The sequence below is a fragment of the Actinophytocola sp. genome, from assembly GCF_036378875.1.
In the GTDB taxonomy this organism is placed as follows: domain Bacteria; phylum Actinomycetota; class Actinomycetes; order Mycobacteriales; family Pseudonocardiaceae; genus Actinophytocola.
Map to the genome: position 1 here is coordinate 19,632 of NZ_DASUVO010000140.1, position 21,066 is coordinate 40,697.

A 21,066-nucleotide genomic window follows, 5' to 3' on the forward strand; every position below is an offset into this window, starting at 1 on the left:
ATGTGAACCGCGAAAACCCAAGCGTGAGAAGGGATGAGCGGCCATGAAGCGAACAGCGGGTGCCGGTTACCAGTTCGATGTGATCGTCATCGGAGGCGGAGCACCGGGACAGCACTGTGCCGCCGCGCTCGCCGCGGGCGGGCTACGGGTCGCGGTCGTGGAGCGGGAACTGCTGGGCGGCGAAAGCTCCTACTGGGCCTGCATTCCGTCCAAGACACTGCTGCGCTGCGGCGAGGTGATCGCGGCAGCGCGTGCCGTGCCGGGCGCCACCGCGTCAATCGACGGGCCGGTCGACACCCGTGCCGCGTTGGCCTGGCGGGACTTCATGGTTTCCGACTACGACGACGCCGGTCACCAGGCCTGGGCGCACAGCGCGGGAATTCGGGTTCTCCGTGGCGAAGGCCGGTTGGCCGGCGCGCACACGGTGTTGGTGGACGAGCGGGCCCACACGACCGCGCACGTGGTCATCGCCACCGGCTCGGACCCGGTGATCCCGACCGTTCTGCGGGAGCTGCCGGGAGTCTGGACGAACCGCGACGTCACCAGCCTCACAGAGGTCCCGCGACGGCTGCTTGTCCTGGGCGCCGGACCGACCGGCGTCGAGCTGGCCCAGGCGCTCGCGCGGCTGGGCTCCTCGGTCGCGCTCGTGGACCGCGATGCGCGGGTGCTGCCGGGTGAGCCCCGCACGCTCGGTGAGGCGGTCGGTGAGGCGCTGACCGCTGACGGTGTCGAGTTGTACCTGGGCCAGGAGGCGACGGAGGCCAGGTTGGAGGGTGAGGACTACGTGCTGTGCCTTGGCGACGGTTCGCGGCTGCGTGGCGACCGGCTGCTCGTCGCCACCGGCCGGCGTGCGCGAACCGACGGGCTCGGCGTCGAGACGGTCGGCCTGGCCGCGAACCCGCACGGCATCACCGTCGACTCCCGCATGGCCGCGGGCCCGGGACTGTGGGCGATCGGTGACGTCACCGGGCTGTGGCAGCTCACGCACGTCGGGGAATATCAGGCTCGGGTGGTCGCCGCGAACATCCTCGGCCACCCGCGAGCGGCCAGCTACGAAGCCGTTCCCCGGGTGGCGTTCTGTGATCCCCAGGCAGCCGCGGTCGGCGCCGCCGACGGACCGTTCACCGCGACCGTGCCACTCGCCGCCGTCCCCCGAACGGCAATCCACTCGCGCGCCTACTACGCGCGTCCCGGGTTCCTCACACTGGTTTCCGACGGAGAACGGCTTACCGGCGCCTACGCGGTCGGACCGGAAGCCGGCGAATGGCTGCAACAGGCGACCGTCGCGATCCGCGCGGGCATCCCGCTCGCCACGCTGCTCGACGTGATCCAGCCGTTTCCCACCTTCTCCGAGGCCTACCTACGCGCGCTGCGCCAGCTCGACACCCGGATCGGTTCCTCACGGCTGAACCGAACCACCCCACCAGGCGCCATGTCCAGGTCGCCTTTGCGGAGGCGATAGACCTCCAACGAGACGTTGTAGTACTTCTCCGTCGTGCCAACCCATTCCATGCCGATTCGGCGCGCGGTGGCCGCGCCGTTGGCATTACCCGGTGGGACCACGGCGAACAGCTCGTCCAGCCCCTCGCCGAAAGCATGATGAGCGACGGCATGACCCGCCTCGGCCGCGAATCCTCTCCCCCAGACCTTCGACGCGAGCCACCAGCCGACCTGAAGGTCCAGGTCGGCTGGTGGCAGCGGCAACAACCAGGCGCCCCCGACCACCTCACCGGACCCGAGGAGCTCGATGACCCATCGTCTCTGGCATGGGTCGATCGAGTCGTCTTCTGTCATCCAGCCGAGAACATGCTCGTGCATGGCGACTGTGGACACCCGCTCCATGGCTGGCGCCAGCCACCTCGACACCTCTCGCGTGCCATACATCTCGAGAGCCACCTCGATGTCGTCCAGCGTCCACGGCCGCAGAAGGAGCCGAGCGGTGCGAATCACCTCTGCCGCCAAGGGGGTGAACAGACGGTGTCCGGTGTCACGTCCAGTCCTTTTCGGAGGATGAACGAGCCGAGCCGCCTGGTGCCGCCTGTGACTATCAGGGCGTAGCAGTTCCTCGCCGAGTCGTAGAAGTCCGGGTAGGCGAGATCGCGCAGGGCGCACGGGAAGCCGAGCGCGTCGTCGAGCAGGTCCTGGACTTCGGGGAGCAGGTGTGGGCGGTCGCTTTCCAGGCGTGTCACCGGGTAGTCGACGAAGGTGGTGTCGAGCTGTAGTGCCGAGAGGATCGCGCGCAGCGCCTGCAGGCTGTCCAGATCGTCGATCGTCACGACGTCGCCCTGGATGCCCACGTTCTCGTCGCTCTCGGCGATGAAGTGCGAGTCGACCACCGCGACCTCGTCGCCGTGGCCCATCGCCCACAGCACGAAGAGCACACTGGATGGCAGAGAGGGATCGACACTCCTGATCATTCAGTCCTCCTTACCTCGGTTCGCGTGTGAGCTAGGACCGGGCGGCAAACGCTTCTGTGACAGCCGGCGGTGTCACGGATCGTGCGGCCAGCCGGTCCTCACTACGGCATGCAGTTCGGTCAAGGGAGGCGAAATGGCGCTCTCCGAGCGCGTGGTGTCCGATCGCAACGCCGGGCCGGTCGGGTGGTATGCCTCGACCGGTGCGGAGGTTCTCCTCCGTCTGTCCAGCCGGCGGCAGGGGTTGGGTGCGGACGAGGCAGCACGCCGGCTCGTCGAGTACGGTCCGAACCGGCTCACCCGGCAGCGGGGACCGTCGGTATGGGCGGTGTTGGGGCGGCAGTTCGCCAGCCCGCTGATCTACGCGCTGCTGATCGCGGCGGTGGTGGCCGTCGCGTTCGGGGACCTCGCGGACGGTGCCGTGGTGCTCGGTGTCGTGGTGTTGAACGCCGTGATCGGGTTCGTCCAGGAGTTCCGAGCGGGGCGCGCGATCCAGGCACTGGCTCAGTTGGTCTCGGAGCCGGCGACCGTGCTGCGGGACAAGCGCTGGACACAGGTGGCCGCGGAGGCCCTCGTGCCCGGGGACGTCGTGTCGGTCGAGGCGGGAGCCCGGGTCGTGGCCGACCTGAGGGTCCTGGAGGCGCACGGACTTCGCGTTGACGAGTCCACACTCACCGGAGAGTCGGTGCCGGTGGACAAGTCGGCCGCGCCGGTCGATCCCGCCGCCGATCTCGCCGACCGACGGTCCATCGTGCACGGGGGCAGTCTCGTGACAGCGGGTTCCGCCGTGGCTGCCGTCGTCGAGACCGGGGACCGCACACAACTGGGGCGAATCTCCGGGCTGCTCGGCGGTATCGAGAAGACCCGCACCCCGCTGACGCTGCGCATCGACCGGCTGGGCTCGATCGTCACAAAGATCATCGCGGTGGTGGCGGTCGTGCTGCTCGCCGTCGCGCTGCTGCGCGGGTACCCGGTCGCCGACGCCGCCCTGACCGCCATCACCCTGGCCGTCGCGGCGATCCCGGAGGGCCTGCCGGCGATCGTCACGATCGCCCTGGCGGTCGGGGTGCGGCGGATGGCTCGCCGGCGGGCGGTGGTCCGCGAACTGCCCGCGGTCGAGACGTTGGGGTCCACCTCCGTTGTCTGCACGGACAAAACGGGCACGCTGACCCGCAACGAGATGATGGTCCGCCGCGCGTGGACGCCCCAGGGCGACGAGGCGGCGTTCGAGGGTGTCGGGTACGAGGCCGCGGGGCGGATGGTGCCCCGGGGCGACACCGGTCGGCTGCGGGACCTGTTGGTCGGCGCCGCCTTCGCGAACGAGGCGCGGCTGGACGGCGCCGGCGACCGGCGGACGGTGCTGGGTGACCCGACCGACGGTGCTTTGCTCGTCGCCGCCGAGCGTGGTGGCGTGGCCCTCGCCGAGTTGTTCCGCAACCACCCGCCGCGTGCGGTGCTGCCGTTCGACTCGGAGCGCCGGTACATGGCCAGTACCCCCGAGCCGAACGCCGTCACCTACTTCAAGGGGGCGCCGGAGGTGCTGCTCGCACACGTGGACCCGGCCGACGCCGAGGCGGCACGCATCGTGCTCGACGCCTACACCGCCGACGGGATGCGGGTGCTCGCGCTCTGCCGGCGGTCCGACGCGGACGGCAGCACCGTGCTCGACGACAGGAGACTCGAGCTGCTGGGCCTGGTGGCCCTGATCGACCCGCTGCGCCCCGAGGTGCCCGACGCCGTCGCCGCGTGTCACCGCGCCGGGGTCAGCGTGAAGATGATCACGGGTGACCACGCCGCCACCGCGGCCGCCATCGGTCGCGACCTCGGTATCGCCGGGGACGGGCCGCCCATGACCGGCGCCGAGATCGCGGCGCTGTCCGAGGACGAGCTGCGGCGCCGCGTCCGGACCACCGACGTCTTCGCGCGTGTGGCGCCCGAGCACAAGCTCAAGCTCGTACGTGCGCTTCAGGCCGGGGGTGCGGTGACGGCGATGACCGGCGACGGTGTCAACGACGCGCCGGCGCTGCGGCAGGCCGACATCGGCGTGGCGATGGGACGTGCCGGCACCGCGGCGGCGAAGGAGGCCGCCGACATCGTGCTCGGTGACGACAACTTCGCGACGATCAAGGCGGCCATCGAGGAGGGCCGCCGGGTCTACGACAACCTGGTGAAGGCGTTGACGTTCGTGCTGCCGACCAACGTCGGCGAGGCGTTGATCGTCCTGGTGGCGGTGCTGACCTTCCCGGTGGTCGGCGGGTTGCCGGTCCTGCCGGTCGAGCCGGTCCAGATCCTCTGGATCAACCTCGTGGCGACGGTGTCGTTGGCGCTGCCGATCGCGTTCGAGGCGCGGGAGGCCGACTCGATGAGCAGGCCACCGCGCGCACCGAACGAGCCGCTGCTGTCGCGTTTCGTCGTCACGCGCACGGTGTATGTCGGTGTGCTCATGGCGGCGGTCGCGATCGCACTGTTCCTGGTCGCCGGGCCGGAAACGGCGCGGGCCCAGACGCTCGCGGTCACCTCCGTGGCCTTCTTCCAGATCTTCTACCTGCTGATGTGCCGGACGATGACCGCACCGGTGCGCAGTATCGGCTGGACCTCGAACCGGTACGTGTTCGTCGGCATCGGGTTGCTGCTGGTGCTCCAGATCGCGGTCGTGCACCTGCCGTTCCTGCAAGCGGTCTTCCGCACCGAGGACCTGTCGCTTCGACAGTGGACGCTCGCGGCGGCGGCGGGCGCGGTTGTGGTTCCCGTGGTGGCGATGGAGAAGTACCTGCGCCGGAGGTAGCCTCTCAGTCTGGGTCGCTACGAGGAGGCGTACGCCGCCGCCAAGCGCGGTTCGGCGTATCCGCAGGAACTGCGGCTGTCCATCGGATCGACGGTCGAACTCGTCGAGGCCGCGACGCGGGTCGGCAAACCAGAGGACGCGGCGGAGGCCGCGCGACGAGGCGGCCCGGTTCCAGCTGCTCCACGGCGAATGGCTGCGCAGAGCGCGCCGCCGCGTCGACTCACGACGACAGCTGAGCCGCGCGCCTACGAGACGCTGAGCGACATGGGGGCCATGGCGTTCGCGGAACGTGCGCGGCGTGAACTCGAGGCGACCGGCGCGACCGTGCACACAAGGACCGTCCAGACGCACGCGGCGCTCACCCCGCAGGAACAGATCGCGCGTCTCACCGGCGACGGGTTGACCAATCCGGAGATCGGTGCGCGGTTGTTCATCAGCCCACGTACCGTCGAGTGGCACCTCCGCACGGTGTTCGCCAAGCTCGGCGTCACCTCCCGCAGGCAGATCCGCACCAAGCTGACCGAAAGCGCGACCGTCTGATCAGTGCTGTGACCGAGTGAGCGCCCGCACCTGCGGTCCGGCGCCCTGCATCTGACGAGTCGCCAGCAACAGGACGATCCCGCCCACCACAAACCAGGGATTCCACAAGATCAGACTCCAGCGCGTTTGTGATGGCCCCACCGCCGAGGCGATGCCCCCGACTCCGGTCAGCAGAACGACTTCGAGCAGCAGTCCACGAGCGAGCAGAAGGGCAGCACCCAACAAACCGAGGATCACCGCGCCTCGCCGCAGGCGGCCGTTCAGCCGCCAGCGCGTCATGCCGACGCCGAAGATCGCCCCGGCGAGGAGCAGCAGGGCCACGCCCCACAACCCGAGCAGCACGAACCACAATGGCCGGCGAACGGCGAGGTCGGTTCCGGCCGACGAAGCCAGTCCGGCGTCCCCTCCCACCGCCCAGTAGATGTGCAGCGCCGCGAAGAGCACGCACCACACGCCGGTGAGATACCCCCAGACCCGCACGGGTGGCAGCGGTTCGTCGGCTGTCGGCACACCCAGGGCAACGGTGAACCAGATCCCTGGGTTCCCTCATCGATGATCTTTCCCCGAGCCACCGACCAGCGGGCGAAGCAGTCAGCGGAGCGCCCGAACCGTCCATCCGAGAACGGCCCAGATCGCGAGGAGCACGCCGGTCATCAGCAGCACCACGTCGCCCGCGCTGATACCGAGGAGAAGCAACGGAACCGCCGCGATCCCGACGTACCGGTGTGTCCTGTTCTCACTGTCGTCCTCTGCGAACGAGTCGAGCAGTTCGGCCAGTTCGGGATCGTCGGCCTTGATGCTCTTCTCGATGGCACGCAGTGCGCGGTTCTCCTGACGGTTCATGGCACTCATGCGAGACTCCTCGATTTCGTGATCGTCGTGCCGCGCGCACCCGCGAGCACGGCGGGCGCGTCACGCAACGCGCCGATCGCGGCGGCCCTTCCGGTCGCGGTGACGAACCGCAGGCACGCCTCGACCTTCGGCGCCATCGAGCCGGCCGGGAAGTCCATGGCCAACAGCTCTTCGACATCCACTGTGGACAATGAGCGCTCCTGTGAGGTGCCGAAGTCCTGCTTCACGGCGTCCACGTCGGTCAGCACCATCAGCCGGTCGGCGCCCAGCTCGATCGCCAGCAACGCCGCCGTCAGGTCCTTGTCGACGACGGCCTGCGCGCCTTGGGTGTGCCCGCCCTCCCCGGCGACGACGGGCACACCCCCTCCCCCGGCGCAGACAACCGTCGTGCCACTCGCCACCAGTCGCCGAATCGTGGGCAGTTCCACCACCAGGCGAGGTTGTGGCGACGCGACGACGCGGCGCCACGCGGCGGTGTCCGGGGCGACGGTCCATCCGTGCTCGGCGGCGAGTCGGCGGGCCTCCTGCTCGGGGTACCCGGCCCCCACGAACTTGGTCGGCGCGTCGAACGCGGGGTCGTCGCGGTCGACGACGGTCTGCGTGACGATCGCGACGATCGGGGCGGCCACCCCCGCGTTGCCCAGCTCCTGAACCAGCCAGTACCCGATCATCCCCTGCGTCTGGGCGCCGAGCGCGTCCAGTGGGTAGGGGTGGGTGAGCTCCGGGTCGTTCTCGCTCTCCATGGCGAGCACCCCGACCTGCGGCCCGTTGCCGTGGCACAGCACCAGCGTGTGGTCGTGTGCCAGCGGGGCCAGCGCCTGGGCAGCGGTCCGCACGTGCCGCCGCTGGACCAGGGCGTCAGGGCGCTCGCCTCGCATCAGCAGTGCGTTTCCACCCAGGGCGACGACGAGCAGCATGTCATCGCCCCAGAGCCTCGACGAGCACGGCCTTGATCGTGTGGAGCCGGTTCTCGGCCTGCTGGAAGACAATCGAGGCGGCCGAGCCGAACACGTCGTCGGTGACCTCGGCCCCGACGAGCCCGAAGCGCTCCGCGACCTTGCGACCGACCGCGGTGGTGGTGTCGTGCACCGCGGGAAGGCAGTGCATGAACCGGGTGTCGGGCCGGCCGGTGGCGGCCATCATCGCCGCGGTGACGCGGTACGGCGTGAGCAGCGGGACGCGGTGCTCCCACTCGGCGTCGGCCTCGCCCATGCTGACCCACACGTCCGTGTAGACGAACAGCGCGCCGTCGAGCGCCTCTCCGGTGTCCTCGGTGACCATGACGCGGGCGCCGCTGGCCAGCGCCTCGCGCCTGGCGTCCGCGACCAGGGTGTCCGGTGGCCACAGCGCGCGGGGCGCGGCGATCCGCACGTCCATGCCGAGCATGGCCCCGGTCATCAGGAGCGACCGCGCCACGTTGCTCCGCCCGTCACCGAGGAAGCAGAAGCTGATCGCCTCGAGGTCACCGGGTTGGTGCTCGCGCATGGTGAGGATGTCGGCGAGCATCTGGGTCGGGTGCCACTCGTCGGTCAGCCCGTTCCAGACCGGCACGCCTGCGTTCCGCGCGAGTTCCTCGATCGTGCCCTGGGCGAACCCGCGGAACTCGATGCCGTCGAACATCGCGCCCAGCACCCGGGCGGTGTCCGCGACGCTCTCCTCCCGCCCGAGGTGCGAGCCCAGCGGGCCGAGATAGGTGACGTGGGCGCCCTGGTCGTACGCGGCCACCTCGAACGCGCAGCGGGTCCGCGTGGAGTCCTTCTCGAACACCAGCGCGATGTTCCTGCCGACGAGCGCCCTGCGCTCGCGCCCGGCCTTCTTGTCCGCCTTGAGCGCGGCGGCCCGGTCGAGCAGCTCGACGAATCCCGCACGGCCGAGGTCGGTCACCGTGAGAAGCGAATGGGATGACGTGGAGAGAGTCATGACGGATCCTTCGAAGGCGGGGCGAACGGGACGGGATCGCGCCGGATCGGGCAGCTCATGCACCGCGCGCCGCCGCGGCCGCGGCCGAGCTCGCTGCCGTCCAGGCCGATCACCTCGAGGCCGTGGTCGCGCAGCATCTCGTTCGTGGTGGTGTTCCGTTCGTAGCCGAGGACCACGCCAGGGGCGATGGCGAGGAAGTTGTCGGCGTCGTTCCACTGCTCACGCTCGGCCTCCCGACGACCCTCGACCGCACGCAGCAGGCGGACGTCGTCGATCTCGAGCGCTTCACAGAGCATGTCGGCCAGCCCGACACGCTGCTGAACGTGGATGTCGCCCCCGTCGTGGGACGGGGTGAGCAGCCAGAGCCGGGTGTGGGCGTCGTCGAAGTAGGGGTAGACGACGAACGTCGCCGTGTCGACCATGGTGAGAACCGTGTCCAGGTGCATCGCGGAGCGGGCCTTGGGCAGCTCCACGGCCAGGACTCGCCTTGCGTGGCCGCCAGCGAACAGCCGACGAGCGAGAATCTCCACACCCATCGGAGTGGTGCGCTCGCCCATCCCGACCATGACGACACCGTCGGAGATCACATGGATGTCTCCGCCCTCCATGGTAGCGGGAGCGTGGTCGAGGTCGTCGTCGCCGTAGACGATCTCGAAGTCCACGCCGGCGAACAGCGGGTGGTACCGGTAGACGGTGCGGCTGTTGATCGCCTCCCGGCGCCGCGCCTGCTTCGCCATCGGGTTGACGGTGAGGCCACGTCCGATCCAGGCCGTGTTGTCCCGCTGGAACAACGTGTTGGGCAACGGGGCGAGCAGGAAGTCCTCGACGCCGAGACTCTGCCACGCGACGCTGGCCGGGTTCAGGGTGGCGAGGTCGGAGGTCAGCACGCCCCCGATGAGGTAGTCGGCCAGCAGGCCCGCGTCGATGTCGGAGAACAGCGCGCGCAGCTCCCGGGCCGCGGTCGGCCCGAACCGCTCGTCGGTGCAGACACGGGCGACGGCGAAGCGCCGGCCGGCGTCCGTCGCGAGTGCCTCCGCCAGCAGCTCGGCGAACAGATGCACCCGAACCCCGTGACTGACCAGCACCTTGGCGAACTCGTCGTGCTCGCGGCGGGCACGGTCGGCCCACATCACGTCGTCGAAGAGCAGCCCGGCGACGTTGCCGGGCGTCAGGCGGTCCAGCTCACGGCCGGGCCGGTGCACGACGACCTCGCGCAACCTGCCGATCTCCGAGTGGATGCCGACCTCGACTGCGGTGTTCATGCCGCCTCCCGCCGGACCTTGATCCACACGAACACCGGCACCCCGAGCAGCAGACAGAAGACCCCGTAGTAGACGGCCTGGTAACCACTGCCCGCCAGCGCCCAGAACGCGAACGCGAGCGCGAGCCCCGACACGACGACGTCCCGGACGAGGTGCCCGACCCTCAGTCGTCGGCCCTCGCCGAACAGCCAGTACAGCTGCGCCGCCGCGGCGAACAGGTACGGGATCACCGACGTGAGCACCGACAACAGCACGACGGTGACGAACACCTGCTTGAAGCTGGTGAAGCTGACGACGGTGAGCGCCGAGGCGAGCAGGGTCGACACGACGATCCCGAACGCGGGCACCCCGGCGGGGCTCTGGTCCGCGAACCGGGCCGGGAACAACCCGTCCCGTGCCGCCGCCCGCGGCATCTCGGCCATGGTCAGCGTCCAGCCGACGAGCGCGCCGAACCCGGAGACGACGGCCGCGACAGCCACCGTCGCGCCGGCCCAGCTCCCGCCGAAGATCGCGTCGGCCGAGTCGCTGAACGGTGCGGTCGAGCCGACCAGGTCGTCGTGCGCCACGGTGCCGAAGACGGTGACCGTGCCAAGGAGATAGACCGCGGCGCACGCCAAGGTGCCGAGAACCGTTGCCCGGCCCACATTTCGCTTCGGGTCGCGGACACGTGCCGCCGCGACCGACGCGGTCTCGATGCCGAGGTAGCTGAACAGTGCGATGGCGCCCGCCGCGCTGATCGCACCCAGCCAGGACGTGCCGCTGGTGTTGAAGTCGCCGAAGTTGGCGGTGTCGAGGAAGAACAACCCGATCGTCGCCATGAAGAGCAGCGGGATCAACTTCAGGACAGTGGTGACGACCTGGAAGGCGGCGATGCTGCGCAGCCCGGACAGGTTGACCAGCGCAGGGAGCCAGAGCCCGGTCAGCGCGATGACGACCGACCACCACCGCTCGTGCCCGGTGTTCACGAACACCTCGACGTAGCCGACCCAGGCCACCACGATCGCGGCGTTCCCGGCCCACGCGGTGATCCAGTAACTCCAGGCGATGAGGAAACCGCCGAACTCGCCGAACGCCTCGCGGGCGTACACGTAGGGGCCGCCGGCGCCGGGGAGCCGCGCCGCCAGACCGCGGAACGCCAGCGCCAGCGCGACCGCACCGATCGTGACGAGCGCGAACGCGACCAGCGAGATCGGACCGAACACCGCGAGCGCGGACGGCACAGCGAACACACCTGTCCCGATGACGGAGCCGACCACCAGCGCCGACGCCGTGCCGACGCCGAAACGGCGCCCCGGCTCCGCGGCTGGCGCGACCCCGCCTGACGGGATCCCGGTCACGTGGACGGCCGTGCCGTTCTGGCGCGCTTCCGTGGTGCGGCGGCTCATCACGATGTCCTCTCGGGACGGACGACGGCGACCGGGCACGGTGAGTGGTGCAGCACCGCGTGACTGACAGAGCCGAGCACCAGACCGGCCGCGCTGCCCCGGCCGTGCGACCCGACGACCATGAGCTGGGTTGAGGCGGCCCATTCGAGCAACGCGTGTGCGGGCCGGTCCCGCGCGACCACCCGCCGCACCTCGACGTCGGGGTACTTCTCGCCCCAGCCCGCCAGCCGCTCGGCGAGCAGGAGTTGTTCGACGGTCTCGATGGCGTCCCAACCCAGCAGAGGCACCACGGCGGCGTCGAACACGCCGTCGGCCCAGGCGTGCACCGCGATCAACGGCACTTCGCGGGCATCCGCCGCCTGGAAGGCAAAAGCCAGTGCCGCCTCGCTGACCGGGGAGCCGTCGACGCCGACCACGACCGGGCCGTCTTCGGACTGTCGTTCCCCGCGTACCACGACCATCGGGCATTCCGCATGAGCCGCCAGTCCGATCGCGACCGAACCGATCAGCAGTGAGGACAGTCCGCCGAGGCCACGGTCACCGATGACGACCAGCCCCGCGTCCCGTGACGCGGCAACCAGCTGAGGCACCGGGAAGCCGTCGACGACACGCTCGGAGATCTCGACGCCCGGAGCGATCTGAGCGGCTGTCTCGGCGGCCGCCACGCTCGCCCGCCGCGTGGCTTCCAACATCGTCTTGCGGTAGTGACCGCCGAGCCCGGGGTCGCCGACATGTGCTGAGTCGTGCCAGCTGAAGGCGCTGATCAACCGTAGCGGGGTGTTGCGACGCGCGGCTTCCCGCGCTGCCCAGCGGACGCCGTCGAGCGCCGACGGTGACCCGTCGATGCCGACAACGACCGGCAGGTTTGTTTCTCGCCAATGTCCCATCTCACGCTCCTGTCCCAAGTCCGCAACTAGGACAGGACCGGGCACCGTCTTTGTGACAACGGTGCCCGTCACTGATCAGCCAGCGCTGCGCGGAGGCTCACCCGGTACAGGTCAGCGAGGTCGACCATGCCGACGAGTCGACGGTCCTCGACGACCGGCAGATGGTGGACGCCCTGGGACAGCATCAGCCGTGCCGCGTCCTCGGCGGTGACATCGGCTCGCACGGTCGCCGGCGCCGCCGTGACGACCTGGCTGACACGAGTGTTGTCGAGGCTTCGACCGTGTGCGACCGCGCTGGTGATCTCGGCGCCGCTGATCACGGCGACGGGTTCGTGGGTGTCGTCGGCCACCACCACGAGCGCGGACTCATGGCTGTGTTCGATCAGGTAGGCGGCCGCGGCGAGATGGGCGTCCGGTTCGATCGTCGTCGGCTGCCTCATGACTTGCCCCACGGTCGGGAGCCGGGCATACATGCTCATGATGAGTCGTCCTGGTCCTTGGCGACGGAATGGGAACTGGTCCCCCAGACCGAGCCGGGCTGAGGCCACCGGGAAGACCGGCCGGCGACGAGATTTGTGACACCGCTCCCGGGACACATGTCCCTGGCCGTGCTTGACCAGGGACTTTCCCTGGCGCGAACCGAGCCCGAACCCGGCGATGCTCGACAGGCGATCCACGTCCCAGGCAAGGCACTCGGCTGACTCACGACGGGAGACTTCGATGACCACCGACTCCGCCACGGTCGCGGTTCCGGTAGGACCGCCCATCTCGTTGCCACCCAGACGATCGTTGCGCACGATCGTGGGAACCGGCATCGGCAATGCCATCGAATGGTACGACTGGAACGTCTACATCGTCTTCGCGCCGTTCTTCGCCCAGCAGTTCTTCAACCCTGCCGACCCCCTCTCGGCGATGCTCTCGACGCTGGCGATCTTCGCGGTCGGGTTCGTCCTGCGCCCGCTCGGTGGGTTGCTGTTCGGCTGGATCGCCGATCGTCACGGCAGGCGACCGTCGATGCTGCTGGCGATCTCCTTGGCATCGGCGGGAAGCCTGCTGATCGGTGTGTCGCCCACCTACGCGGGCGTCGGCGTAGTCGCCTCGTTGCTGCTCCTGCTGGCCCGGTTGCTGCAGGGCCTGGCACACGGCGGGGAGATCGCCTCCTCGTACACCTACATCGCCGAGATGGCACCGCCTCGGCGACGGGGTCTGTGGTCGAGCACGATCTTCGTGTCGGGCATGTCCGCGATCCTGGTGGCCACCGTGCTGGGCGCAGGGCTCACCACGATGCTGACCGAGGCACAGATGACCGAGTGGGGGTGGCGGATCCCGTTCGTGATCGGCGGGGTGCTCGGGATCGTCGCGATCTTCCTCCGCCGCGGGCTGGACGAAACCCACGCCTTCGCCAAGACACGAAACAGCGAGCCCAGGCCCGCCCGTCCGTCGATCCTGCGCGGTATGTGGACCTACCGCGCCGCCCTCGCCCGAGTGTTCGGACTCAGCCTGGGCGGCACCGTCTTCTTCTACACCTGGGCTGTCGCCGCGCCCGCCTACGCCATCAGCGTCGGGGGCATGGACGCGACGGCCGCACTGTGGGCCGGGGTCGCCGCGACCGCACTCGGCATCGCGCTGCTCCCGCTGGCGGGGCACCTGTCCGACCGGTTCGGGCGCAGACCCAGCTTCGTCGTCTTCGGGCTCGGCGCCGCCGCGGTCACCTTCCCCCTCGACCGCCTGATCCAGGACGAGTCGTGGCAACTGCTCGTCGCCATGTCGATCGCGATGGCGCTGATCGCGGTCAGCGCCGCGATCGCGCCCGCGGCACTCGCCGAGCTGTTCCCCACCCACGTGCGCGCCTCCGGATTCGCCGTGCCCTACTCCCTCGCCGTGGCGCTCACCGGCGGAACCGCGCCCTATCTACAGGCGTGGTTGTCCAGCCGAGGGCTCGGCGATGTCTTCCTCGGCTACAGCGTCGCGCTGCTGGTGCTCGTGGCCGTCGTCGCGGGGTTCATGCCGGAGACCAAGGGCAAGAACCTCGACTGACCCGCGAGGTTGTCACAGATCGGGTAGGCCGCCCTGTCCTTGCTCGCGAAGCCAATCCGGCGAGAAAGGCGGGTAACCATGAGGACAACGCGTCCCCCTGGCCGGGCACCCGAGGACCCGCCGTCGACCGGCTGGCACGCCCTTCCCCGGCCCGTGGCCGTGGCCGTGGGTGGTGGTGGCGTGCTCGGAGCCGCGCATGTCGGTGTCGGGCACGCCCTGGAGGAGCGTGGCTTCGTCCCGGACCTGATCGTCGGAACCTCGGTGGGCGCCCTCAACGGGGCGATCGCGGCAGCACACCCGCACCGGGCCGCGCAGTGGCTGGACCACGTGTGGACCCATTTGCGTCGCCGTGAGGTGTATCCGCTCGGCTTCCTGCCCTCGCGGGCCAGCATCTTCGCCGACCGCGGCCTGCGTCGGCTGATCGCTCGGGCCGGGTTGCCGTCGCGGATCGAGGAGTTGGCGGTCCCGTTCACCGCGGTCGCCATGGACCTGGGCACCGGCGCCGAGGTCCTGCTCGACCACGGAGACCTCGAGTCCGCGCTGCTGGCCAGTGCGGCCATCCCCGGGATCCTGCCTCCGGTCGATCGGGACGACCGGACACTCGTCGACGGCGGGGTGATCGCCTATGTCCCGGTGCGGGCGGCGCTGCGGGCGGGGGCGGCCAGCGTGGTGGTGCTCGCAGCCGGGCCGGAGAGCTCACCGTTGCGGTCCACCATCCCGCGCCGACGCGCCAGTGCGATCGCCGCCAGGGCCGGGGTGCTGGCGTTGCGCCATCAGATCGAGCGTGACCTGCACGAGGTGGCCGGGCACATCCCGACCGTCGTGCTGCCGACCGGTGTCGAGACCTGGCCCGCCCCGTGGGACTTCCGCCATTCCGGGAGGCTGATCAGCACCGCCTCCCTCACGGCGGGCCGCTTTCTCGACGGGCTGCGCATCAGCGGGCCGGGCCTGTACCGGGTCGACGATCCTCCGGCCACATCGGACAGTCCAGAAGGGGCAGCGGCGTCGGGGGTCGGCCGGTGAGCACCATCGCGTTCCTCAACATCGGCATGCACGGGCGTGTCAACCCGACGCTGCCGGTCGTGGCCGAGCTTGTTCGGCGCGGCCACGCCGTCACCTACCACACCTCGCCCGCGTTCCGCGCGGAGATCGAGGCCACCGGCGCGACCGTGTGCCTCTACCCCGGGGGCGACCAGCCGCTTCCCGATCCGCCGACGCCGGCCACGCTGTTGGCAGGACTCGCACGCACCGCCGTCCATGTGCTGCCCGCCGTGCTCACCGACCTGCGCCGCGCCCGGCCCCATCTGATCGTCCACGACAGCGCCTGCCTGTGGGGCGCGGTCGCCGCCCGCGAACTCGAGGTGCCGGCGGCGTCGTCGTTCACCACGTTCGCGTTCAACCGGCAGGTGCCCAGCCCCACCCGCGGCTCGTGGGACCTGCTGGCGGCGGCTCGACCCCGCGGTCTCGGGGGCTACCTGCGGTCCCGCGGCGAGCTGCGCCGCCGTTACGACACACGCGGGTTGCCGCTGGTCGACCTGGGAAACATTCGCCAGCGGCTCAACCTGGTCTACACGTCGCGAGAGTTCCAGCCCGCCGTCGAGGACTTCGACCAGTCCTACCGGTTCGTCGGCGCGAGCATCGGTGCCCGCCCGGTCGACCCGGACTTCCCGCTCGACCAACTGCGGGATCCGGTGCTGTACGCCTCGCTGGGCACGGTGTTCAGCGCCGGCCCTCGGTTGCTCCGCGGCTTCGCGACCGCGCTAACCCCGCTGGGCGGCACCGTGGTCGTCGCCACCGGACAGACCGATCCGGCCGCGCTGGGTCCGTTGCCGGCCAACGTGATCGCAAGCCGTTTCGTGCCGCAACCGGAGGTGCTGGCCCGCGCGACGCTGTTCGTCACCCACGGGGGGATGAACAGCGTCAACGAGGCCATGTACGCCGGGGTGCCGATGCTGGTGGTCCCGCAGGGCGCCGACCAGCCGATGGTGGCCAGTCGTGTCGTGGAGCTCGGCGCCGGCCTGTCGCTCCGCACCCAGGACGTCGCCCAGGACTCCGTGCGTGCCCTCGCCAGGCGTCTGGTCGAGGATCCCCGGTTCCGGACAGCCGCGACCACCTTGCGGGCAGCCCAGCACGAGGCAGGTGGCTACCGGCGCGCCGCCGACGAGCTCGAACCGTACCTGCACGCGGCCGGCCCGGGCAGCCTTCACAGCAGGGCCGAATGATCTCACCTGCGGTCGTCGCCCTGCTGCTGCTCGCCGGGTGGTCGGAGGCCGCCGGGCGCGTCCTGCCTCTCGTGGCGCGCCGGCCCGGCATGTCCCGGACCGTCGTCGTCGGGTTGCTGCTGGCCGGTGGCCTCGTCGAGGCCGCCGTGTTCGCGTTGTGGCCGCTGACCGCGTGGACCCTGGCCGAGTTGGTGCTGGCACCCGTGCCGTCACCGGCTGGGTTTCTGTGGACACCGGGCCTGGTCGCCCCGCTGGTGCTGGCTGCCGTCCTCGCCTTCCCGATGCTCGGACCGCTGCTCCACCTGCTGCTCTTCGTGGCAGTGGGCGTCGGACTGGTCACCCCGCTCGCTTCGGTGACCGGGCTGGGCTGGTGGCTCGCCGCCGGTTGCGTGGCCGTCGCCGGGACGGGGCTCGGTGTCGCGGTGGAGGCCGTCCGGCGGCTGGTCGTGCGGATCAGCGCGACCGGGGCGACGGAGCCTGTCGCATGAACGACTTCCTGCTCTGGGCCGGCGTGTTCGGGCCGGTCCTGCTCGCCGAAGGCCTGCTGGCCCGCTACGAGGTGTTGGCCTACGGCGCCGGCTGGCGAGCTCCCATGACCGAGCTCCCCGAGGACGTGCCCTATGCCCGGGGAGCGGCCCCCGACCGTCCCCCGGCCGCCTACCTGGTCTACCTGGACGGCATCGGGAAACGCCGTGCCCGCGACACCCGGGACGGCGGCCAACTGGTCGAGGCACTGATCGCCGGAGCGCCGGAGCTGCGGGTGCTGGGCCAGGTGCAGCCGTACTCGCCGCTGGCCGACCCGCTCGCCGACCGGCCGGTGTGGGCGCGGCTGCGCCGTCACGCCGGGTTACTGCTGTTCCTGCACAACGTCATGCAGACCTTCGTCGCCGCCGACCACCGCTACCGCCCCCTCTACAACCGGGCCATCGGCGCACAGATCGCCATCCAGCTCCAGCTCGCCGGCTACCAGCCCGACAGCGGTATCCCCGTGGTGCTGCTCAGCTACAGCGGCGGCGCCCAGGTCGCCACCGGCGCGGTCGGCGAACTGCACACGCGGCTGCGCTCCCCGCTGCTGCTGATCACGCTCGGCGGCTTCCACAACGGAACCGGCGACCTCACCCACGCCCAGCACCTGTATCGGCTCACCAGCGCGAGCGACCGGATCGAGCGGGTCGGCACGTGGATCTTCCCCCAGCGCTGGCCGCTGTTGCGCCGTAGCGCATGGAACCGGGCCCGCCGCGCCGGGAAGATCACCGTGCACCGGCTCGACCCCGCCACCCACGTCGGGCCACGCAGCTACATCAGCCCGAACGCCCTGCTGCCCGACGGCCGCAGCCACCTCGACCGCACCGCGGACACCGTGATCGCGCTCATCCGCGCCCACGGAGGCTGTCACACATCCCCGGCCAGCCATGAACCGCTGGTCAATGACGCGCAGTCGGTAGGCGAAGGAGACCCCGATGACCAGTCCTGAAAAGCAGATCGCGACCTCGGTGCTCGTCATCGGGACCGGCGGGTCCGGGCTGCGTGCCGCCATCGAGCTGGCCGAGCGCGGCGTCGACGTGCTCGTCGTCGGCAAGCGGCCGAAGGCAGACGCGCACACCACGATGGCCGCCGGCGGGATCAACGCGGCGCTGGCGACGATGGACCCGCAGGACACGTGGCAGCAGCACGCCGCCGACACCATCAAGGAGAGCTACCTGCTGGCACACCCGGAGACGGTACGCATCGTGGCCCAGAACGCGGCACGAGGCATCGAGGACCTGCAGCGGTGGGGCATGCCGTTCGCCCGCGAGGCCGACGGCCGCATCTCGCAACGCTTCTTCGGCGCGCACACCTACCGCCGCACCGCCTTCGCCGGCGACTACACCGGGCTGGAGATCCAGCGGACGCTGGTCAACCGGGCCGCGCAGCTCGACGTGCCGGTGCTCGACAATCTCTACATCACCCGGATTCTGGTGCGGGACAACGTCGTGTTCGGTGCGTACGGCTTCGACCTGGACACCGGCGCGCGCTACGTGATCCACGCCGACGCGGTGATCCTCGCCGCCGGTGGGCACACCCGCATCTGGCGCCGCACATCCTCGCGGCGCGACGAGAACACCGGCGATTCGTTCCGGCTCGCCATCCTCGCCGGCGGCCGCATCCGCGATCCCGAGCTGGTGCAGTTCCACCCGTCCGGCCTGATCGAGCCCGAGAACGCGGCCGGAACACTGGTCTCCGAAGCGGCGCGCGGCGAAGGCGGCCTGCTGCGCAACGCACTGGGCGAGCGCTTCATGACCCGCTACGACCCGGACCGGATGGAACTGTCCACACGCGACCGAGTGGCGCTCGCCGCGTACACCGAGATCAAGGAGGGCCGGGGCACACCCCACGGCGGAGTGTGGCTCGACGTGTCACACCTGCCGCGGGAGACGATCATGCAACGGCTCCCCCGGGTCTACCAGACACTGCTGGAACTGCAGATGCTCGACATCACCCGCGATCCCATCGAGATCGCACCGACCGCGCACTACTCCATGGGCGGCGTGTGGGTCCGGCCGGAGGACCACGGGACGGGCGTCGACGGCCTGTACGCGATCGGCGAGGCCGCCAGCGGTCTGCACGGGGCGAACCGACTCGGCGGCAACTCCCTGATCGAGCTGCTGGTCTACGGCCGGATCGTCGGCGAAGCGGCCGCGAGGTACTCCGCCGAACTGCCCGCACAGCAACGGTCACACGCGGCGCTGGCCGACGCGCGCGGCGAGGTCGACGAGTTGTTGGCCGCCGACGGGCCGGAGAACGTCCGAGCCCTGCAGCGTGCCCTGCGTGACACGATGACCGAGCACGCCGGCGTGGTCCGCGAGGAGACGGGACTCCACGCGGGACTGTCCGAACTGGACGATCTCGAGGAGCGGATGAGACGCGTCGGTGTGCATCCCGACCTGGCCGGCTTCGCCGACCTCGCACACGCGTTCGATCTGAGGTCCTCCGTGCTCGCCGCCCGCGCCACGCTGGAAGCGGCCATCGAACGCCGTGAGACCCGCGGCTGCCACAACCGGTCCGACCACCCGGACCTCGACGAGTCGATGCGGGTGAACCTGGTCTGGTCCGGTCCCGGCCGCATCGACCGGGAACCGATCCCGGCCGTGCCGGACGAGATCTCCTCGCTCATGCGTGAGGTTTCCACCGCGGGCAAGCTCGTCGAGTAGTCGACAGAGCCAAAGCGCACGGGCAGGCACTGGTGTCCCTGGCCCGCCTCCCCGGGGGGTGTCCCCGGGTCTTCCACTGGCGCGACCGCACCCCGGGCGAGGCGAAGGTTGTCGTGTCACCTCCCCTCCGGTCACAGCGAACAGGAAGATCGTCATGCGCATGTCCGATGTCAACGTCATGTCCGCGCCGACAGCGGTCGAGGAAGCGGAGGACTTCCAGAGCGTCCGTCCACGCCTGTTCGGGATCGCGTATCAGATGCTGGGGCGGGTGGCCGACGCCGAGGACGTCGTCCAGGACGTCTGGGTCCGCTGGCAGGGCACAGACCGAGCCCGGGTGAATGACCGGGTCGCGTTCCTCGTGAAGATCACGACGAACGTCGCGCTCAATGTCGCCGTCTCCGCTCGATTTCGCCGCGAGATCACCGTCGACCGCCAGCTGCCGGAACGAGTTCCCAACGCCGAGGACCCGACGCTGGCGGCCGAACGGTTGTCAGACCTAACCTACGCCGTCCGGCTCCTGGTCCAGCGGTTGTCGCCGACCGAACGTGCGGTCTTCGTGCTCCGCGAGGCGTTCGGCTACCGATTCCGCGAGATCGCCGAGACGCTCGCGATCAGCAACGCCAATGCCCGCCAGCTTGGCCGGCGGGCTCGCGCCCACCTCGCCCAACGCGGGCGCGAACCGGTTCGGGCGGCGGAGTGTGATCGCCTGCTCAGGGTCTTCCTCGACGCCGCTCAGGACGGCGCCGTGGCCGACCTCGAGCGCGTGCTGGTCGATGACGTCATCTCCCACTCCGCACGCAACGTGCGTTCACCCCTCGTGGCAGCGGGATGCGGCGGCGGGGCTCGCCGTGCTTGAGATCGTCGAATGCCCCGAGTGCGCGGCTCCCGCGGAGGTCGTGGACCGCTTCATGTTGGACAGCACCGACGGCGCGATCGAACACGCCACCGTGCTGTGCGTCCTGCGGCATCGCTTCACCATGCTGGTGGAGCGACTGGTGAGCACCCGAGGACGGTGACTCGACCCGCCGGTCGAGGCGGGGTTTGATCGTCAGCTGGCCAGTGCCCGCACCGGTTCGCCGACAGCGCGGACCGCGGCGATGCTCGCCCGGCAGGTGCGGACGACCTGGCGGTTGGCCGGCCCGCTCCCCGGCAGCCGGCAGCGCGCGCAGGTCAGGGCCACGGTGCCGGTCAGCTCGTCGACCGCCACGTTCAGCGCGACCTCACAGCGGCGGCACCAGCGATGCCCGGTCACCGCGATCGCATGCTGCGGCGACGCTACGCACTGGTGCATCCAGCGCCGGTGCAGCCGGCAGGTGACGCGCTCGTGCGGCGACAGCTCTTCGGCCTCCTCGGCGAGGTCCTCAGCGGCCAGGCGCGCGGCCAGCCGCCGGTCGGTGACGTCACGGTAGCGGTCGGTGAACACGGGCAGTGGAATGAGCGCAGCAGGGCGGGACGATGCGGGGGCCAATTCGGCGCCCCGCCGCGCTCGGCCGTACGACGCGGATCGCGGCGTCGCGCCGTACGGCTGGTTCGGGTGGCCGCTACGCGGCGTGGTGATCATGACTTCTCTC

22 protein-coding genes are annotated in these 21,066 nt (G+C 70.4%); 11 read left to right on the forward strand and 11 right to left on the reverse strand.

Annotated features, from left to right (window positions below; genetic code table 11):
• Positions 1-43 precede the first annotated feature (43 nt).
• A complete protein-coding gene (locus VF106_RS40375) occupies positions 44-1,462 on the forward strand; it encodes a dihydrolipoyl dehydrogenase family protein (RefSeq protein WP_330845290.1) in 1,419 nt (472 codons plus the stop codon).
• Here the strand turns inward: VF106_RS40375 and VF106_RS40380 are convergent.
• Positions 1,357-1,950: a GNAT family N-acetyltransferase gene (locus tag VF106_RS40380; protein ID WP_330845291.1), complete on the reverse strand. Its 594-nt coding sequence runs from the start codon at positions 1,948-1,950 to the stop codon at positions 1,357-1,359. The genes VF106_RS40375 and VF106_RS40380 overlap by 106 nt on opposite strands.
• Positions 1,947-2,417, reverse strand: coding sequence for an RbsD/FucU domain-containing protein (locus VF106_RS40385; RefSeq protein ID WP_330845292.1), 471 nt, complete (start codon positions 2,415-2,417; stop codon positions 1,947-1,949). Before VF106_RS40385 ends, VF106_RS40380 begins: the two co-directional genes overlap by 4 nt.
• A gap of 133 nt (positions 2,418-2,550) precedes the next feature.
• On the opposite strand from VF106_RS40385, the gene VF106_RS40390 reads away from it, so the two are divergent.
• Both VF106_RS40390 and VF106_RS40395 read left to right on the forward strand, forming a co-directional pair.
• Positions 2,551-5,199 carry a cation-translocating P-type ATPase gene (locus tag VF106_RS40390; RefSeq protein ID WP_330845293.1) on the forward strand — a complete coding sequence of 883 codons (2,649 nt, stop codon included), beginning with the start codon at positions 2,551-2,553 and terminating at the stop codon, positions 5,197-5,199.
• A 189-nt stretch (positions 5,200-5,388) separates the two neighbouring features.
• Complete coding sequence (locus tag VF106_RS40395; protein ID WP_330845294.1) at positions 5,389-5,739, forward strand: helix-turn-helix transcriptional regulator; 351 nt, start codon at positions 5,389-5,391, stop codon at positions 5,737-5,739.
• On the opposite strand, the gene VF106_RS40400 is transcribed toward VF106_RS40395, so the two are convergent.
• The 8 genes from VF106_RS40400 to VF106_RS40435 all read right to left on the reverse strand — a co-directional run bounded on the left by VF106_RS40400 (position 5,740) and on the right by VF106_RS40435 (position 12,485).
• Positions 5,740-6,183, reverse strand: a complete 444-nt coding sequence (locus VF106_RS40400; protein WP_330845295.1) for a DUF3995 domain-containing protein — start codon at positions 6,181-6,183, stop codon at positions 5,740-5,742.
• A 147-nt stretch (positions 6,184-6,330) separates the two neighbouring features.
• The gene (locus tag VF106_RS40405; protein WP_330845296.1) at positions 6,331-6,591 is read right to left on the reverse strand and encodes a DUF3040 domain-containing protein; all 261 of its coding nucleotides are present in this window, start codon (positions 6,589-6,591) and stop codon (positions 6,331-6,333) included.
• Positions 6,588-7,508 carry a carbamate kinase gene (locus VF106_RS40410; protein ID WP_330845297.1) on the reverse strand — a complete coding sequence of 307 codons (921 nt, stop codon included), beginning with the start codon at positions 7,506-7,508 and terminating at the stop codon, positions 6,588-6,590. The genes VF106_RS40405 and VF106_RS40410 overlap by 4 nt, the downstream gene beginning before the upstream one ends.
• Before the next feature lies 1 nt (position 7,509).
• On the reverse strand, positions 7,510-8,511 hold the full coding sequence (gene argF, locus VF106_RS40415; RefSeq protein WP_330845298.1) for an ornithine carbamoyltransferase: 1,002 nt from the start codon (positions 8,509-8,511) through the stop codon (positions 7,510-7,512).
• Positions 8,508-9,773 carry an arginine deiminase gene (locus tag VF106_RS40420; protein WP_330845299.1) on the reverse strand — a complete coding sequence of 422 codons (1,266 nt, stop codon included), beginning with the start codon at positions 9,771-9,773 and terminating at the stop codon, positions 8,508-8,510. The genes argF and VF106_RS40420 overlap by 4 nt, the downstream gene beginning before the upstream one ends.
• On the reverse strand, positions 9,770-11,158 hold the full coding sequence (locus tag VF106_RS40425) for an amino acid permease (RefSeq protein ID WP_330845300.1): 1,389 nt from the start codon (positions 11,156-11,158) through the stop codon (positions 9,770-9,772). Before VF106_RS40425 ends, VF106_RS40420 begins: the two co-directional genes overlap by 4 nt.
• Positions 11,158-12,045: a universal stress protein gene (locus VF106_RS40430; protein WP_330845301.1), complete on the reverse strand. Its 888-nt coding sequence runs from the start codon at positions 12,043-12,045 to the stop codon at positions 11,158-11,160. The genes VF106_RS40425 and VF106_RS40430 overlap by 1 nt, the downstream gene beginning before the upstream one ends.
• Before the next feature lie 68 nt (positions 12,046-12,113).
• The gene (locus VF106_RS40435) at positions 12,114-12,485 is read right to left on the reverse strand and encodes a CBS domain-containing protein (protein WP_330845302.1); all 372 of its coding nucleotides are present in this window, start codon (positions 12,483-12,485) and stop codon (positions 12,114-12,116) included.
• Between the two features lie 280 nt (positions 12,486-12,765).
• On the opposite strand from VF106_RS40435, the gene VF106_RS40440 reads away from it, so the two are divergent.
• From VF106_RS40440 to VF106_RS40475, 8 genes are all read left to right on the forward strand, one after another.
• Positions 12,766-14,082 carry an MFS transporter gene (locus VF106_RS40440; protein ID WP_330845303.1) on the forward strand — a complete coding sequence of 439 codons (1,317 nt, stop codon included), beginning with the start codon at positions 12,766-12,768 and terminating at the stop codon, positions 14,080-14,082.
• 78 nt (positions 14,083-14,160) lie between these two features.
• Positions 14,161-15,105 carry a patatin-like phospholipase family protein gene (locus tag VF106_RS40445; RefSeq protein WP_330845304.1) on the forward strand — a complete coding sequence of 315 codons (945 nt, stop codon included), beginning with the start codon at positions 14,161-14,163 and terminating at the stop codon, positions 15,103-15,105.
• Positions 15,102-16,304, forward strand: coding sequence for a macrolide family glycosyltransferase (locus VF106_RS40450; protein WP_330845305.1), 1,203 nt, complete (start codon positions 15,102-15,104; stop codon positions 16,302-16,304). Before VF106_RS40445 ends, VF106_RS40450 begins: the two co-directional genes overlap by 4 nt.
• Positions 16,301-16,792 (forward strand): hypothetical protein, encoded by a 492-nt coding sequence (locus tag VF106_RS40455; protein WP_330845306.1) that lies wholly within the window; start codon positions 16,301-16,303, stop codon positions 16,790-16,792. Before VF106_RS40450 ends, VF106_RS40455 begins: the two co-directional genes overlap by 4 nt.
• Entirely contained in the window at positions 16,789-17,778 is a 990-nt protein-coding gene (locus VF106_RS40460; RefSeq protein ID WP_330845307.1) for a hypothetical protein, read from the forward strand. The genes VF106_RS40455 and VF106_RS40460 overlap by 4 nt, the downstream gene beginning before the upstream one ends.
• Complete coding sequence (locus VF106_RS40465; RefSeq protein WP_330845308.1) at positions 17,765-19,495, forward strand: L-aspartate oxidase; 1,731 nt, start codon at positions 17,765-17,767, stop codon at positions 19,493-19,495. Before VF106_RS40460 ends, VF106_RS40465 begins: the two co-directional genes overlap by 14 nt.
• 160 nt (positions 19,496-19,655) lie before the next feature.
• The gene (locus tag VF106_RS40470; protein WP_330845309.1) at positions 19,656-20,351 is read left to right on the forward strand and encodes a sigma-70 family RNA polymerase sigma factor; all 696 of its coding nucleotides are present in this window, start codon (positions 19,656-19,658) and stop codon (positions 20,349-20,351) included.
• Entirely contained in the window at positions 20,344-20,511 is a 168-nt protein-coding gene (locus VF106_RS40475) for a hypothetical protein (protein WP_330845310.1), read from the forward strand. The genes VF106_RS40470 and VF106_RS40475 overlap by 8 nt, the downstream gene beginning before the upstream one ends.
• Positions 20,512-20,543: 32 nt before the next feature.
• On the opposite strand, the gene VF106_RS40480 is transcribed toward VF106_RS40475, so the two are convergent.
• Positions 20,544-21,056, reverse strand: coding sequence for a hypothetical protein (locus VF106_RS40480; RefSeq protein ID WP_330845311.1), 513 nt, complete (start codon positions 21,054-21,056; stop codon positions 20,544-20,546).
• Between the last annotated feature and the right edge of the window lie 10 nt (positions 21,057-21,066).